This is a genomic window from Acinetobacter yuyunsongii (genome assembly GCF_041021915.1).
In the GTDB taxonomy this organism is placed as follows: domain Bacteria; phylum Pseudomonadota; class Gammaproteobacteria; order Pseudomonadales; family Moraxellaceae; genus Acinetobacter.
Genome location: NZ_CP157435.1, coordinates 379,334 through 395,123, shown reverse-complemented (window position 1 = coordinate 395,123; position 15,790 = coordinate 379,334). Strand labels below are relative to the sequence as shown.

Annotated in this window: 14 protein-coding genes; 8 read left to right on the top strand and 6 right to left on the bottom strand. The window is 41.1% G+C overall.

Features of this window, described 5'->3' with window-relative positions; genetic code table 11:
* On the bottom strand, positions 1–258 hold the full coding sequence (tusA, locus tag ABLB98_RS01850) for a sulfurtransferase TusA (protein ID WP_087536926.1): 258 nt from the start codon (positions 256–258) through the stop codon (positions 1–3).
* Between the two features lie 175 nt (positions 259–433).
* On the opposite strand from tusA, the gene ABLB98_RS01845 reads away from it, so the two are divergent.
* On the top strand, positions 434–1,273 hold the full coding sequence (locus ABLB98_RS01845; protein ID WP_348882645.1) for a CBS domain-containing protein: 840 nt from the start codon (positions 434–436) through the stop codon (positions 1,271–1,273).
* Positions 1,270–2,829 (top strand): apolipoprotein N-acyltransferase, encoded by a 1,560-nt coding sequence (gene lnt / locus ABLB98_RS01840; protein WP_348882644.1) that lies wholly within the window; start codon positions 1,270–1,272, stop codon positions 2,827–2,829. The genes ABLB98_RS01845 and lnt overlap by 4 nt, the downstream gene beginning before the upstream one ends.
* A gap of 56 nt (positions 2,830–2,885) precedes the next feature.
* Here the strand turns inward: lnt and ABLB98_RS01835 are convergent, their stop codons facing one another.
* From ABLB98_RS01835 to gspF, 3 genes are all read right to left on the bottom strand, one after another.
* Positions 2,886–3,230 (bottom strand): hypothetical protein, encoded by a 345-nt coding sequence (locus tag ABLB98_RS01835; protein WP_005162813.1) that lies wholly within the window; start codon positions 3,228–3,230, stop codon positions 2,886–2,888.
* A gap of 263 nt (positions 3,231–3,493) precedes the next feature.
* Positions 3,494–4,027, bottom strand: coding sequence for a type II secretion system major pseudopilin GspG (gene gspG, locus ABLB98_RS01830; RefSeq protein ID WP_348882643.1), 534 nt, complete (start codon positions 4,025–4,027; stop codon positions 3,494–3,496).
* Between the two features lie 8 nt (positions 4,028–4,035).
* Positions 4,036–5,241, bottom strand: a complete 1,206-nt coding sequence (gene gspF / locus ABLB98_RS01825; protein WP_348882642.1) for a type II secretion system inner membrane protein GspF — start codon at positions 5,239–5,241, stop codon at positions 4,036–4,038.
* 146 nt (positions 5,242–5,387) lie between these two features.
* On the opposite strand from gspF, the gene ABLB98_RS01820 reads away from it, so the two are divergent.
* The 6 genes from ABLB98_RS01820 (at position 5,388) to ABLB98_RS01795 (ending at position 14,558) form a co-directional block, all read left to right on the top strand.
* On the top strand, positions 5,388–7,628 hold the full coding sequence (locus ABLB98_RS01820; protein ID WP_348882710.1) for a primosomal protein N': 2,241 nt from the start codon (positions 5,388–5,390) through the stop codon (positions 7,626–7,628).
* A 135-nt stretch (positions 7,629–7,763) separates the two neighbouring features.
* A complete protein-coding gene (locus ABLB98_RS01815; protein ID WP_348882641.1) occupies positions 7,764–9,878 on the top strand; it encodes a TonB-dependent siderophore receptor in 2,115 nt (704 codons plus the stop codon).
* Positions 9,879–10,186: 308 nt separating this feature from the next.
* The gene (locus ABLB98_RS01810; RefSeq protein ID WP_348882640.1) at positions 10,187–12,004 is read left to right on the top strand and encodes a cation:proton antiporter; all 1,818 of its coding nucleotides are present in this window, start codon (positions 10,187–10,189) and stop codon (positions 12,002–12,004) included.
* Positions 12,005–12,123: 119 nt separating this feature from the next.
* Positions 12,124–12,999: an Hsp33 family molecular chaperone HslO gene (locus tag ABLB98_RS01805; RefSeq protein WP_348882639.1), complete on the top strand. Its 876-nt coding sequence runs from the start codon at positions 12,124–12,126 to the stop codon at positions 12,997–12,999.
* Between the two features lie 255 nt (positions 13,000–13,254).
* Positions 13,255–14,220 (top strand): DnaJ C-terminal domain-containing protein, encoded by a 966-nt coding sequence (locus ABLB98_RS01800; RefSeq protein WP_348882638.1) that lies wholly within the window; start codon positions 13,255–13,257, stop codon positions 14,218–14,220.
* A gap of 11 nt (positions 14,221–14,231) precedes the next feature.
* Complete coding sequence (locus ABLB98_RS01795; protein ID WP_004680669.1) at positions 14,232–14,558, top strand: chaperone modulator CbpM; 327 nt, start codon at positions 14,232–14,234, stop codon at positions 14,556–14,558.
* A gap of 62 nt (positions 14,559–14,620) precedes the next feature.
* Here ABLB98_RS01795 and ABLB98_RS01790 read toward each other — a convergent pair whose 3' ends face one another.
* Together ABLB98_RS01790 and ABLB98_RS01785 are read right to left on the bottom strand one after the other, a co-directional pair.
* Entirely contained in the window at positions 14,621–14,845 is a 225-nt protein-coding gene (locus ABLB98_RS01790; protein ID WP_348882637.1) for a hypothetical protein, read from the bottom strand.
* On the bottom strand, positions 14,838–15,767 hold the full coding sequence (locus tag ABLB98_RS01785) for an IS5-like element ISAba10 family transposase (RefSeq protein ID WP_057692912.1): 930 nt from the start codon (positions 15,765–15,767) through the stop codon (positions 14,838–14,840). The genes ABLB98_RS01790 and ABLB98_RS01785 overlap by 8 nt, the downstream gene beginning before the upstream one ends.
* Positions 15,768–15,790: the final 23 nt, after the last annotated feature.

Below are 15,790 nucleotides of genomic sequence, written 5' to 3'. Positions count from 1 at the left end.
TTAGCCTTTTTGCACTAAGTAACGATATTCGGTATGACTATTTGCACCAAGGCTTTCTTCTTTAAGCAGTAACTCATGCCCAAGATGCATACAAAATTTTGGAATATCCCATGAGGTAGAAGGGTCTGTGGCAAGTACCTCAACAATATCACCTGATTTTGCTTTACGAATCGCTTGATGCAACATCATGACTGGCTCAGGGCAACGCAAGCCTCTGGTATTCAGTTGAACCGTAGGAAGTTGAGGTTGTTCAGACATCATCATACTCATATATTTTAAGATTCACATTTTAACATAAAGTAAGTCGATAAAAATCATCAACAGCTTTTTGAAAAACTGTACATTTTTCGCATCGTTTTATTGATGCATATCCGTTTTTTCTTCGGTATGATGAAAATCATCTAATTGATATAGAGAGTCTTTAGGAAAGATCATGGTCGAGGAATCCAGTCAGTCGTGGGGTATGCGTGGCTTAAGAAAATGGTTAGGTACTGCACCTGAAACCCGCGATGAATTACTCAGGTTAGTTCAAGACTCACGTCGTTTTTTAGAACCAGATACTGTTGCTATGCTTGAGGGTGTTCTCGATCTACCAGCAACAAAAATTCGGGAAGTCATGACGCCACGTACAGCAATTATCAGCTTACAGGAAGATGACCAGTTACTTGATATTCTGCATGTGCTGATTGATTCAGCGCATTCACGCTTCCCTGTGTTTTCAGCAGATCAAAGTGACAATGTAGTGGGTATCCTTTTGGCCAAAGACCTATTGCCTTTCTTAACTGAGCGCAATGTCAAAGTCGATATTCGCGCTCTGATGCGCCAACCTTTGTTTGTACCTGAAAGTGCACGTTCAGACCAAGTGTTACGTATGCTTAAAAACACCCAAACACATATTGCGATTGTCATCGATGAATATGGTTCAACTTCTGGCCTAGTCACCCTTGAAGACATTCTCGAAGAGATCGTCGGTGAAATTGAAGACGAACACGATATTGCCGATGAAGAAGCACTATATATCGTACCTGACAATGATCCCACTACAGCCAATACATGGATTGTGCAGGCACTTACACCAATTGAACATTTCAACACTATTTTAGATGCTGATTTTTCTGATGATGAAGTTGAAACTATGGGCGGTTTGCTGCTGCAAGAGATTGGTTTAGTGAGCGATTTACAAGGTCAAACCATTGAGCTTGGAGATTGGCAATTTACCATTATTGAAGCAGATGCACGCACTATTCATCTGATTCGAGCTGTACGTCAATGAGAGCCTATTTTGAAAAGCTGTTAAAAACTTCTCAACCGCAAAAACAGTTACCCTTTATTTTCCCTCTTTTGATTGCACTCATTTCAGGTGCAATCTTTAGTTTAGCTTTAGCACCTTATTATTTTTGGTGGCTAGCGATTCTATCACCAGCATTGCTTTATGCGGTGTTACGACAGCGTAACCCACTCCAAGCTTTTGCGCTAGGTTGGGCCTATGGTTTTGGTTTATGGTTTGTCGGCGCGTTCTGGCTCTTCACCTCTATCCATACTTATGGTGATACCAATGCATTTTTAAGCATTTTGATGATTGCCTTTATGGCAGCAGCCATGGGTTTATTTACAGCTTTTCAAACATGGCTGTACCGTAGCTTTTTTCCAGAAACACCACTCACCTTTGCACCACTCTGGGTACTATTTGAGTGGGCAAAAACTTGGGTATTCACAGGTTTTCCGTGGTTGTTTGCTGGATATGCATTTACTGAACGGCTACTGGATGGCTATGCGCCTTTATTTGGCATTTATGCAGTTTCATTTGTGGTCATTGTGTTGGCATGTGCTTTGGTCGAAATTTTAAATCGTCGTTGGTTCTGGGCTATTCCTTCTGCACTACTGATAGCGGGTGCATGGGGTGCTGGATTCATCCAGTTTGTTCAGCCAAAAGCTGCCAAGCCACTGAGTGTGTCTCTGATTCAGGGCAATATTCCTCAAGACCTGAAATGGCTGACTGAGTATCAAATTAAAACCTTAGAAATTTATGCCACTTTAACCCGTGCGGAATGGGGTCGTGATCTTATCGTTTGGCCTGAATCATCAATTCCCTTATTTCAAACGGATATTCCAGACTTTTTAAAAGCAATGGATATTCAAGCAAAAAAGGCAGATAGCGCTTGGGTGACTGGAATCCCTTACTGGGATCTACCAAAGTCTCAACAAGTGGGCGAACCCTTATATTACAATAGTATTATGGCGTCAGGCAGTGACTCGCATGGCTTGTATAAAAAACAACGTCTTGTTCCATTTGGCGAATATATTCCTCTTTCAGGAATGCTGAAATGGGTTTTACCTGCGATGCAAAATGATATCAGTATGAGTGGTTTTTCACGTGGAGAAGCCAACCAAAAGCCCCTAACCATCAAAGGACATGCGCTTGCTGCTGCCATTTGTTATGAAGTAGCTTATCCTAATCTGACCCGTCGTAATGCGATGAATAGTGACTTTTTAATTACTGTTTCAAATGATGCTTGGTTTACAGGTACAGCAGGTCCTTGGCAACATTTACAAATGGTACAAATGCGCGCCAAAGAAAATGGTCGCTGGTTTATTCGTGCTACCAATACAGGCGTGACTGCGTTTATTGACCACAATGGCCATATCGTGAAACAAGCACCTCTGGATGAAGAGTTCGTATTACGTGGTGATTTACCTGCAATGCAAGGGCAAACGTTATATAATCGTTTGAGTGATTATCCAATCTTGATTTTCTCACTATTATTGTTAGTGATGGGATGGATTTATCGCCCACGTAAAGTCGATGTTTCCTTTAAGTCACGGCGGTAAGATGAAAAGAGCGTTTGAATCAACGCTCTTTTTTTATAACGGGATTGATCTTTGAGTTACAAGGCCAATGGCAATTGCACGGATAAATATGCAACCAGACTCGATAAAAACAACATCGGAATATAACGGTAAGCCTTAAACAACAATTGCTCATATCTGGAAATCATCTCCTGATTATCCCATACGGTTGTTTTTAAGGCACTTAGAAAACACAGTACAAACCATGCACTCAACATGCTTAATGCAAAAAAACCAATCATGATCTGGCTGCTACCTTCTGTAGCATGCCATAAACTTAAAGCCCCTTCTGTAATCGGCAATAACATTAAAATCAGTAAGACAGATTTAAGCATTGCCCAATGAAACTGATTCAGTTCATCCAACATAAAAAATGCTTTCATTTGCTCACTCCATGCCTGATTTAAATGGTCTGAATTTATTATGCAAAGCTTTGATTTAAAGGAAAAGTCTATTTACCTACATAATTCATTGTTTCTTGTAACGATTAAGCATGGGAATAATTCTTATTATAAATCTCACATAGTTAATATTTTATTTTTACATATTTTTCAAAAACTTATATAAAAATTATTAATCAATAAACATTATCACTTCACTCTTGATTTATTTAATCAAAAAAATGAAGTGATATTTTATTCAAGCATTATGGCTGATAATAAATATCGGCATCATTACCCTCGCCGCCTTCTTTACCATCCGCACCAAACGAATATAAATCAAACGCGCGACCTTCACGGCCAGGAATCACATATTGAACATCATTTTCCCAACTGTCTTTTGGATAACCACCTTTAACATAACCACCTGGCAACCAGTTTTTAGCGGCCGCAGGTTTGTTGACCAAAGCATCTAAACCACCATCTTGCATCGATGGATAACGACCATTATCGAGCTTATATTGATCCAAAGCACCAGCAATACCTTTTAAGGTAATACTGGTGGTATCTACTTTGGCTTTTTCACCACGTCCCATCACATTAGGTACAATCAGCGCAGCCAATACACCTAAAATTACAATCACCACCATCACTTCGATCAGGGTGAATCCTGAGGAAGGATTAAGTCGAGCAACGCTCGACCCTGCCACAAGGCGAGAAGCCGTGCTTCGAGTGGCAGAATTAAGATTATGCTTAGAATGCTGTTCACTCACTGAATTATTCATTTTCATCTCAAACATCAAATTTCCTAGATCATATTATTCATATTAATAATTGGCAACATTACTGCAATCACAATCACCAATACAATTGCCGCCATAAAAATCAGCATCAAGGGTTCAAGCAAGGCCAGTAATGTAGAAATAAAGGTCGTCACCTCGCGATCCTGCATCGTGGATGCACGATCCAACATGCGGTCCAGTTCACCTGACGCTTCACCACTTCGAATCATTTGTACCATCATGGGTGGAAAATAACCGCAACGCTCCAATTGTGTTGCTAAATTACCACCTTCTGTTACACGTTCCATCGCCACTTCAATCGCATCGCGAATCACCCAGTTATTACTGACTTCCGCACCAATTCGCAAGGCTTCAACCAAAGGTACGCCAGAACGGGTCAGAATCGACAGCGTACTGGCAAAACGTGCTGCATTGATACCACGCGAGAGTTTACCAAACAGAGGCAACTTGAGTGTTAAACGGTCAAAGGCATAATGCCCTGCGGTGGTTCTTAGAAACCGTGTAAACAGAATGATTGCAATCACAGCAAGGATCAGCATAGCAATCCAAGTATGCCGAATAAAAGCACTGGCTTTCATCAAGGCAACCGTAATCCATGGCAAGGCTTCTTTACTTTGCTCAAAAGTCTTGACGATTTCAGGCACGACATAGGTCATTAGACCCATCACAATTCCGAAAGACATCAACATCAGTACAATCGGATAAATCATCGCGCCCTGAATTTTCTTTTGCATAGCAAAACGATTTTCGGTGTAATCCGAAAGCTGATCTAGAATCAGATCAAGATGGCCTGAACGCTCACCCGCAGCAACCGTTGCAATATAAAGCTCAGGGAAACGACCTGCTTGTTGCATACTTTGTGCTAATGAATGCCCTTCCAAAACCTTGGAACGCACAGCGATCAATAAGTTTTGTACATGAGTCTTTTCACTTTGTTTACTGACCGCACGTAATGCTTCTTCCAATGGAATCCCCGCAGCAACCAAAACTGAAAGTTGGCGCGTCATCAGGGCAAGATCATAGGCGCTAAAGCTTTTTTTAAACCATGAGCGTTGTTGCTGTTTGTCTTTTTGCTCAACGGCATCGACCGCAATGGGTGTCCATGCTTTATCGCGTAACTGTTGACGAATTTGGCGTGCAGAATCCCCTTCCAGCACACCTTTATGTTGCTTTCCAGAGGCATCAAGCGCAGTAAATTGATAAGCAGGCATGGTTCTGTTCTAATTGTCCCAAAATAGTTGTTGTTACAGTTGCATCCGTGTTTGAAATGAAACCTGAGAGTTTCACAAGAAATTCATCGACATAACACTTCGCACTTTAGCATAATTCCATGACATGCAGTCATGCCATTTTACCCATGAATGAAGCCTATATGCCTACCGAAAATTCTAACGCGATTCTGTACCGTATTCGAGTTGCAATACCCGTTTATGTTTACGACACGTTTGACTACACGGTCAGCGCTGAACAATACGCACAAGCTCAAATCGGTGCACGTGTCGCGATTTCTTTTGGTCGGCAAAATCTCGTGGGAATCATTACGGAGAAAGTTGATCCAAACGAAGTATTTATAGGGCAATTCAAACTTAAGGCAATCACAGAATTACTCGATCAGGAATCGATTTTAGACCAACAAGTTTTAACTTTGTTGACATGGTCAGCCCAATATTACCAATTTCCGATTGGTGAGGTGATGCAAAGTGCCCTGCCTACTTTGTTAAGACAAGGTCGCGCCTTAGACATTCTGTTTCATTTATGGAAAATCATCCCTCACAATGACCCCAATGCCTTATTAAAACGCTCTCAAAAACAATATGATGCCCATCAGGTTTTGAAGCTTCATCCACATGGAGCCACCGAGAATATACTTAACCTGAGTGGTGTAGAAACCTCAACTTTAAAGGCATTAGAAAAAAAGGGCTTGGTTGAATGCTGCCTAGAACCGCATGATTTCACCCCTACACCTGTGCAATTGGCTCAAGTGCCTTTAACACCGAACGAAGATCAAAAGAAAGCCATTCAACAGATCCTCAAAGCACAACATCACTATCAGGCATTTTTACTCGATGGTTTGACTGGCAGTGGCAAAACTGAAGTTTATTTGCAAGTCATGCATGAGGTGTTAAAACAAGGCAAACAAGTATTGGTACTGGTGCCTGAAATTGGCCTAACCCCGCAAACGGTCGCTCGTTTTAAGTCTCGCTTTCACTGTGATGTGGCCTTGCTGCACTCAGGCTTAAATGACTCAAAACGTTTACAGGCATGGCAACATGCACAAACGGGCAAAGCTTCCATTATTATTGGCACACGTTCAGCAATCTATACCCCAATACCGCATTTGGGCTTAATCATTCTAGATGAGGAACATGATCTCTCGTTTAAGCAGCAAGAAGGTTTCCGCTATCATACCCGTGATGTCGCGTTGTATCGTGGCCATTTGCAAAACTGCCCTGTCATTCTCGGTTCAGCCACCCCAAGTATCGACAGTTATCACTTGGTAGAATCGGGCAAGTTACATTTGCTTGAGTTGAATCAGCGTGCGGGCATCGCTGTACTGCCGAAAATGTATGTGGTGGATTTAAAAATCGCAAAAAAGAAGCACGGACTCAGCCAAACCCTGATCGAACAGATCAAACATACTTTAGAACGTAAAGAACAAGTGCTGATCTTTTTAAATCGACGTGGTTATGCGCCGATCCTGATGTGTGAAAGCTGTGGTTGGCAAGCCAACTGCCCACATTGCGATGCGCATTTTACTTTGCATTCACAACCCTACCATTATTTGCATTGTCATCATTGCGGCACCATCAATCGCCTGCCTGATCATTGTCCTACCTGTCAGAAACAAAGCTTAAAAACGATTGGGGCAGGAACAGCAAAACTTGAAGAACATGTACAGGAGCTTTTTCCACATCATGAAGTGATTCGGGTCGATCGTGACAGCACCAGTCGAGTCGGTAGCTGGCAAAAAATCTATGATCGCATTCAGCAAAATAAACCGAGCATTTTGTTGGGCACTCAAATGCTGGCCAAAGGCCATCATTTTCCGCATGTTACCCTTGTTGCGATTTTAGATATTGATGCAGGACTGCTCAGTGTTGACCCACGTGCACCTGAACGAACTGCACAGCTGATTGTGCAAGTCGCTGGCCGTGCTGGTCGTGGTGAGCATAAAGGCAGTGTTTATTTGCAAAGTTTGCGTCCAGATCATCCGATGCTGACCACATTGATTGAACATGATTATCGTACTGTCGCCAAACAAATGCTGGCTGATCGCAAAATTGCCCTGCTACCACCTTATCGTTATGCAGTATTGGTTCGGGTTGAATCTAAAGACAGAGATTATAGCCAACAATTCTTGGCAGATATTGCACAACAATTACGTACAATGGCTGGAGATTTAGTTGATATTTGGGGGCCCATTCCCGCACCGATGGAACGTAAAGCTGGTCGTTATCGGGCGCATATGGTGATTTTATCCACTGATCGCGCCAAACTGCACTTTTATTTACGTCAATGGTGGCAACAAGTGGTACATTTACCGCGTCAGCATCTGCTCAGACTCTCGATTGACGTTGATCCACAAGAGTTTAGTTAAATCAGTGGTTTATTAAATTTTGTGATATTAAAAATCATTTCCAAAAAATAAAGAAATCAAACTATTCGTAATAAACATTAACTTTATAAATGAAAATGATTATAATTAGCATTTCTGCAAGATCATTATTTCACCATGCGATTCCATACATCCTCCCTCGCTTTTTCTATACTTGCTGTCATGGCAACCAATACCTTTGCACAATCTGAACAACAGGAAGATACCGCATCTTCTACCTCAACACAGGTCTTGCCGAAGATTAAAGTTCAGGCAGAAAAACAAGAAAAAAATAGCTATGCAGCAAAGACTGCCACAGCTGTGCTCAGATCAAATGCCCCTTTATTTGAAACAGCCCAATCAATTAGTGTGGTAACCAATCAGCAAATCGAGCAGAAACAAGCAAAAACCGTTTCCGAAGCTTTAGAAGGCGTGGCTGGTGTTAGTTCTGGACAATATGGTCGTCGTGGTTGGGATGATTTTATTATTCGTGGACAAATTTCAAGCTCACAAACCTATATTGATGGTTTACGAGTACAGACATCAGACAATGTACTAAGAGCAGAAGATATTTCAGGCTTAGAATCGATCGAGGTCGTCAAAGGTCCTACTTCTGTTGGCTTCGGTTTTGCTTTACCTGGTGGTTTAGTCAACCTAACCACAAAGCGCCCACAGGCAGAAACCGCTTATCGGGGAACTTTAAGCTATGGTAGCTACAATCTCAGAGAAGGCACTTTTGATATTAACTATGCACCGAATAACACAGAGAAAGGTGCTTTCCGTCTCGTTGGTCGAGTCTCTGATCAAGATGATCCAACCGATTATGTGTATTTCAAAAACTATTACATTGCGCCGTCTTATAACTTTGATTTAGGTGAAAAGGACGATTTATCTGTTATTGCCAGTTATCAGCACCGTGAATATGTTCGCCAACAGGGCATTCCACATGGCAATAGTTCAACCTATAAGAGTTATTCACACAATCTTTTCTTTGGTGAACCAGATCACGGCTATAACGTTGATGTCTATCGTGCTGGAGCAAACTATGCACATTATTTTGATAATGGTTGGACCTATAAACAAAACTTTGCTGTCACCAAAACAGATACTCAAGGTGATGCCGTTTTAGCTACGAGCAATACCACATTGCCAACCATTAAACGTGCAGTTAACAATCAAGATAAGCAAGATATCAACTATGCGTTGGATAGTAATTTGCAGCGCAACTTTAATTTTGGACGAGTCAATTATGATGTCATGGTTGGCTTGGATATGATGAAAGAGCGTAGTGATTATTACCGCAGAACAGATACTATTAATTCATTCAATGCGGATAATCCAAGTTATGGTATTACCAGCGTAAAACTGGGTACACCAACTCAAGAGCTGACTTATAGTCAATATGCAGGTTTATATCTTCGCAATACGGTTAAGATTGATGACAACTGGATTATTGGCTTATCTGGACGCCATGACTGGACTCAAGTTGAAATTGACAACATCTTAAAAAACACCACGACACAGAACTCTGATCAAGCCTTTACAGGTAGTGCCTCTGTCATGTATCGCATCAATGATATGTTTGCGCCTTATATCAGCTATGCGACTTCATTTATGCCAGTGACAGATACAGGTGCAAATGGCGAATTACTCGATCCTGAAGAAGGTAAACAAGCAGAAATCGGTATTAAACTTCAAGCCTTAAATCAACGCTTGCAAGGTTATGTTGCTTATTATGACCTCACACGTAAAAATGTAACTGAATCAGATGCCAGTGGTGCTTATTCCATCCAAACAGGTGAACAAAAAACCAAAGGCTTTGAAGCTGAAATGGCAGCATCTTTGACGGATCAATGGAATGCATCTGCCACTTATAGTTACATCCCAACTGCGAAAGTGATGCAAAGTGTAACGGAAAGTGAAATTGGGGAAAGAGCCAACCATGTACCTAAAAATGCGGGAACATTATCGACTCAATATTATTTTAGTCCTGACAAACTAGGCTGGAATATCGGTGCAGGCATTCGCTATCAAGGTTTACGTACCGCACAACGTGGAACAGCCTATATTGAGTTACCAGGCTATACAGTGTTTGATGTTAATGCAGGTTATGAGGCAAAACATTGGGGAGCTGGCTTAACGATTAAAAACTTCTTTGACCGAGAATACCTAGCAGGTACGACACCAAATGCGCAATTAGTGAATTGGGGTGATCCTCGTATGATTCGTTTGAATGTGAAATTTAAATACTAAGCCACTGCCTCACATTTATTGTTCTGAGAATAATAAGTGCCTATTTTCATATGAATGAGCCATGCATTTTCTGAGTGGCTCATTCAATTGATGCTTCTGTGAAATGGTTATTGCGCCCAACAACATCATCTACTTTATAAATACTGCACCTCCATGAAACTCACGTGATATCGTTTGACATGGAGGCGTACATCTCAAGAGCGTTTAAAAATAAAAATCCAAAAGAAAAATTCATATTTCCCTTACAAACTCACCCAATTTTTAAGTTAATGTAACAGCTGAAAGAAATCAGCAGATCAAGGCAGAACATGTCATTCCTACCACAAGCTATTGTTTTACTGGCGGCAGCTTTAATTTTTGCTCCATTAGCGAAGCGTTACACAGGCACGACTGTCTTGGGTTATCTGATTGCAGGACTTTTACTTGGTTCAAGTGTTTCTGGTTTGATTGAAGATCCTGAATTGATTAATCAACTGCTGCATTTCGGTATGATTGCCGTGATGTTCTTTATTGGCTTTGCTTTTCGCCCGCTAAAACTATGGGGAGAACGCAAAGGCATCCTAAAAAATAGTGGCCTACAATACTTCATCATGACGATCCTTCTAGTTGGAGCATGTTTCTTACTGCTTGATCAAGTGTGGCTCAGTATGATTCTCGGATGTGCTTTAGCGCTCTCCGCGTTGATTCTTCCACAACAACTACTCCAACAAAAACAACAAAGCAACCATAAATTAGAACAAGCTACTTTAGCCACCTTACAATTGCAGGCTTTTATTACCGTCATTCTGATTGCACTCTTTCCTTTGCTAGAATACACAGCCTCTACTCGACACGGAATCGCCTATTTTGCAGCGCTCATCGCTACGATTTCAGGTCTATTTTTAGCCAATCGTTATTTAGTTCGTCCTATATTTCGTTTCTTAGTACATAAAAAAAGTCTCCATCTCATTGCTGTGCTCAGTTTATTCATCCTGCTTTCAGTCATCCTAATTATGGATATTTTAAATCTTCATATTTTGATCGCTGCATTTTTAGCTGGACTTTTACTTGCTGAGACTGAATTTAAAGTTGAAGTTGAGCGTATTCTAGAACCCTTGAAAGATACGGCGACAGGCTTGTTTTTTATGGCGATTGGCTTAGGTCTTTCATTGACACCTTTAAGCCAATCTCCACTCTTGATTCTAGGTTCAATCTTTGCATTGGTCTTAATCAAAGCAGTTGTGATCGGTGCGATCAGCTATTATCAACAACGCAATGCCAAATTTAGTACCTTATTTGCCGTAAGCTTGGCACAAAGTGGTGAACTCAGTTTAATTCTACTCAAGCTAGCTGAAAGCGAAAATTTAGTTAGCACAGAATTATTAGCACCGACATTTCTCATTATCTTGGGTTCGATGCTATTCACACCTTTACTTTACGCACTGTTTAATCGGAAAATTTTACCGATGCTGCAAAAAAATAAAGTTGCTGTGGCTGATGCTGATATCCCACAACATCCAATTCTCATTATTGGATTTGGCCGTTTTGGGCAAGTCATTGCACGTGCTTTACATGCGCAAGGCAAACACTTTAACGTGATTGATAGCAACCAACCTGATGCTGACTTTATTGAACAATATGGACATCATTTTATTGATGCCGATGTTACACAAATCGAAAACCTACGCGCTACAGGTATTGAATACTGTAAGTTACTGATTATTGCGATTGATGATGTCGAGGACAGCATGAATCTAGCACGACATCTGCGTTTAAATTATCCAGATTTAACCATTTTGGTTCGTGCTCGAGATCGTCATCATGCACGATTACTTCATGATTTAGGTATCTCACAGATTTGGGGTGAAACCTACGCATCTGCTTTAAGTATGGCGCAGCAAGCCTTAGTTGAAACAGGCCTTCCCGAAGATGAAGCACAAAATTTGATGATGCATTTTAAACAAGAAGATGAACGGCTTATGCAGCAACATTGGAATTCTAATCAACAAGAGATCATTAAAAACCATCCAAGTGCTATTGCCGAGCTTGAGTATTTATTTGCAAATACAAAAACTTTGATTTTAGATCGTGCGAGCAATGATCAAAACACACAATGTGATGCAAAATCACTCAATGAAACATCTTGAGTTTTGGCAAACTGACACCATTATTGACTGCATAACCATGCACCTCTTTATAAATTCTGAAGTGCGTTACAAAGCAAAGCGTTGCTTTGCGCTCCCTCGAAGGAGCACTGGAGAAAAATATGTCTGATTTACGCCAACGCTTTTTTATTGAAGACTGCCCTGTTCGTGGTGAAGTGGTTCATTTGGAAGAAGCACTACAAACCATTTTGGCGCAACGTGAATATATGCCTGCGGTACAAAGTCTCTTGGGTGAAATGCTGAGTGCAACCGCCTTACTTGCAAGTACACTCAAGATTCGTGGTCGTATTAGCTTACAAATTCAAGCAAGTGGAACATTTAAATGGGCTATGGCCGAATGCAATCACTTAGGTGAAGTTCGTGCGCTCGCAGATTACGAAGAAGATCCGCGCTTCGCAGAAGGTAAAGATAGTCGTACCGTGCTTGCTGCCCTGAGCAACCCTGTGCTGTTCATCAATATCGAACCTGAACACGGCGAACGCTACCAAGGTATCGTACCATTTGATCAACCGACATTAGCAGGTTGTTTAAAGCAATATTACGATTTGTCTGCACAGATTCCAACACATATCGTACTGGCAACTAACGACAAACGTTCGGGTGGGCTACTGATTCAGTTGCTGCCGCGCAATGATGAGGAAGAGCAGAAACTGGTGGATGAGGATTTATGGCCACGTCTGACCATGCTGACTGAAACCCTTAAACCCGAGGAATTGACGGATCTTTCAGCCAATGAAATTCTCTATCGTTTGTATAACGAAGAAGAGGTTCGTTTACCTGAAGTTGAGCAGTTAAAGTTCGGTTGTACCTGTTCCAAGGAACGCTGCGCCCACGCTTTGATTCAAATTGGTGTGGATGCAGTTCATGAAACACTAGAAGCACAAAATCCAATCCAGATGGATTGCCAGTTCTGTAATACCCGCTATGAGTTTACTGCCGAAGAAGCGTTGGGTTTATTTGGTGAACATTTGAGTTAATTGATTTTCCTCATAAAAAAAGACGGGCTACCGTCTTTTTTTATTTGATATGAATGTCTACTGGATAAGGCATTTATCCAAAACTCTATCTCAATTAAAGTTATAGCTCAATGGATATCATGATCGGTGTCAGCTAAGCCAGAGGGCTGGGATTTTTTCCAAAACAACAAAACAAGTCTTATACAATCCAGCCTATTGAAATCTTGCCAATTCGTTTCATAATGAAAGAAACATCTCATTATTATATTTAAGATCATGGCAAAAAATTATTATGAAGAGCTAGGTGTTTCAAGAGATGCCTCAGCAGACGAAATCAAGAAAGCCTATCGTAAATTAGCAAAGAAGTATCATCCAGATATTAGTAAAGAGGCAGATGCTGAAACCAAAATGCAGGCGATTAATGTCGCCTACGATACCTTGGGTGATGCCACGAAAAAAGCTGAATATGACCAGATGCTGGATCATCCACAGGGCTTTGCAGGCTTTAGCCAAGGTACAGGTGGATTTGGTCAAGGTACGGGTGGTTTTGATGGTTCCCAGTTCTATCGCCAAAGTTCAGGCGATGGGGGTGCAGACTTTAGTGGTTTTGAAGACTTATTCGGCCGTTTTGGCGCAGGGTTTGGTGGCGGACAACAACGTTCGCAACGTCAACAACGTAGCTATCGGGGTGAAGATCAGCATGCCAGTATTCAAGTCGATTTAGATATTGCCTATCACGGTTCAACCCAACAGATTACCTTGCAAATTCCAACTTATAACGTCTATGGTGAACCTGAAGTCCAGCGAAAAACCTTACAGGTTAAGATTCCAAAAGGAATGAAAGAAGGCCAGCAAATTCGCTTAAATGGTCAAGGACAAAGTGGTATCAATGGCGGTGAAAATGGTGATCTTTATATTGAAATCCAATATAAAGATACCGACCGCATTCGTATTGAAGGGGCTGATGTCTATCAAACTATTGATGTGAGTCCGTGGGAAGCAGCTCTAGGACAAAACATTGAAGTCAATACTCCCGCAGGGCAACTCAAAGTCAATTTACCTAAAAATGCCAAAAATGGACAACAACTACGTCTCAAAGATAAAGGAATACCAAATAAAACCGCAGGGCATTTATATCTAATTATTAATATTGTTTTACCACCAGCACACAGTGAGCAAGAACAACAGGCTTATCAACAGTTTGCCGAAGCCTTCTCCACTTTCCGACCTCGTGCCTCATAAGGAGTAAGATCATGACAACTATTCAATACAAAGAAATTCAATATGACGGTCACTGCCAAGTTGAAATTATTGATGAACAATTGGCACTTGATCTCGAACACTTTGCAGAAGCATGTGGCCAAAGTACAGATTGGGTTTTAAAACTGATTGATTATGAAATTTTACAAATCCAAGTCGATCCACAAAGTTATCAGTTTATCGGTGAAGATGTCGCCCGAGCACGTCGAGCCTATCGTTTACAACGTGACTTTGATGCCAGCCTATCTGCGGTTGCGGTGATGCTGGACCTGATTGATGAAGTGCAGCAACTCCGCAGGCAATTAAAACATTTTCATTAATTGAAAAATAAAAACTGAAATATAAGCCATGATGCTTATATTTCAATCAATTTCAAGTCTGGTCATTTACTTAACTGATTGAACAGTGCTAATTTTTGAAAGGTTTGCATACTGGTTGCATTCACAATATCAATCGCTTCACGTTTCGGCGCATAGTCAAAAGGCAGTAAATAACCAGTTTTTGCCGCTGTATTTTGATAAAAATCGGTATTTTTAGTATTTAAAGGGGCTTTGTTGCACAAATAGACGAAAGGTAGAGTTGTTCTAATCTTCAGATATTTATGCAACAGCCACCGTTTTAGCTGTACCAAGTTGAGTAAATTTATTCAAAATATCGACTCTTATTTGCAAGTCAACCATCTGACGATTAAAGCATCGACTAGATACACCTTGTCCAAGTCGTTTCAAGGCAAACATTTTAGCCTCTATTCTGGATCGTCGATGATAACCAATATCTCGTTTCCACTGCTTTTGACCCTTGTCCCAACAGCCTTGTACTGCATGATTCCTTGCTTTACCAATTTCATTTTCTGCCCATAAAGCAGCATTGGAACGAGGAGGGATAATTACATTTGCTTGCCGTTTCAAAATCGCATCATAACAATTCACTGTGTCATAAGCACCATCAGCCGTGACAGATGCAATGGGTTCATCAATTTGATCTAAAAGAGGTTGGAGCATTTCAGCATCACCATATTGGCAGGTGGTGACTTCAACCGCTTGTATTTCTCCACTGTTTGCATCTGTCGCAAGATGTAATTTCAGCCATTGACGATGTTGGTTTACGCCATGTTTTTTACGCACCCATTCCCCATCACCTGTAACTTTGATCCCTGTGCTATCAACTAAAATATGCAAGTCTTCCTGTGGATTTTTTGCTGATTTATGTAGAAGTGGCTGGAGCTTATCTGCTCGCCGACTCAATGTTGAGAAGTCTGGAATATTCCAGTCGAGGTGAGCCATTTGAAAAAGGCTTTGAATGAAACCTTGTGTTTGGCGTAAAGCCAGTTGGAACAGGTTTCGTATCGTCAGGGCAAATTGAATTGCTATATCAGTGTAGGTAGGTTGACGTCCTTTTTTTCCAGTAGGTGTTGCAGACCATTGCATTTGGGGATCAAACCAAATGGTGAAAGCACCCCGTTGACGTAAAGCCTGATTGTACTCAGACCAGTTCGTTGTTTTGTATCGGCTTTTTGATTCTGTATTCATCTAACATGTATGGGGATGAAATT

Bases quoted from the DNA above. Each gene is read 5' to 3' on its own strand.
- tusA (WP_087536926.1), bottom strand. From the start codon at position 258: ATGTCTGAACAACCTCAACTTCCTACGGTTCAACTGAATACCAGAGGC.
- ABLB98_RS01845 (WP_348882645.1), top strand. From the start codon at position 434: ATGGTCGAGGAATCCAGTCAGTCGTGGGGTATGCGTGGCTTAAGAAAA.
- lnt (WP_348882644.1), top strand. From the start codon at position 1,270: ATGAGAGCCTATTTTGAAAAGCTGTTAAAAACTTCTCAACCGCAAAAA.
- ABLB98_RS01835 (WP_005162813.1), bottom strand. From the start codon at position 3,230: ATGAAAGCATTTTTTATGTTGGATGAACTGAATCAGTTTCATTGGGCA.
- gspG (WP_348882643.1), bottom strand. From the start codon at position 4,027: ATGTTTGAGATGAAAATGAATAATTCAGTGAGTGAACAGCATTCTAAG.
- gspF (WP_348882642.1), bottom strand. From the start codon at position 5,241: ATGCCTGCTTATCAATTTACTGCGCTTGATGCCTCTGGAAAGCAACAT.
- ABLB98_RS01820 (WP_348882710.1), top strand. From the start codon at position 5,388: ATGAATGAAGCCTATATGCCTACCGAAAATTCTAACGCGATTCTGTAC.
- ABLB98_RS01815 (WP_348882641.1), top strand. From the start codon at position 7,764: ATGCGATTCCATACATCCTCCCTCGCTTTTTCTATACTTGCTGTCATG.
- ABLB98_RS01810 (WP_348882640.1), top strand. From the start codon at position 10,187: ATGTCATTCCTACCACAAGCTATTGTTTTACTGGCGGCAGCTTTAATT.
- ABLB98_RS01805 (WP_348882639.1), top strand. From the start codon at position 12,124: ATGTCTGATTTACGCCAACGCTTTTTTATTGAAGACTGCCCTGTTCGT.
- ABLB98_RS01800 (WP_348882638.1), top strand. From the start codon at position 13,255: ATGGCAAAAAATTATTATGAAGAGCTAGGTGTTTCAAGAGATGCCTCA.
- ABLB98_RS01795 (WP_004680669.1), top strand. From the start codon at position 14,232: ATGACAACTATTCAATACAAAGAAATTCAATATGACGGTCACTGCCAA.
- ABLB98_RS01785 (WP_057692912.1), bottom strand. From the start codon at position 15,767: ATGAATACAGAATCAAAAAGCCGATACAAAACAACGAACTGGTCTGAG.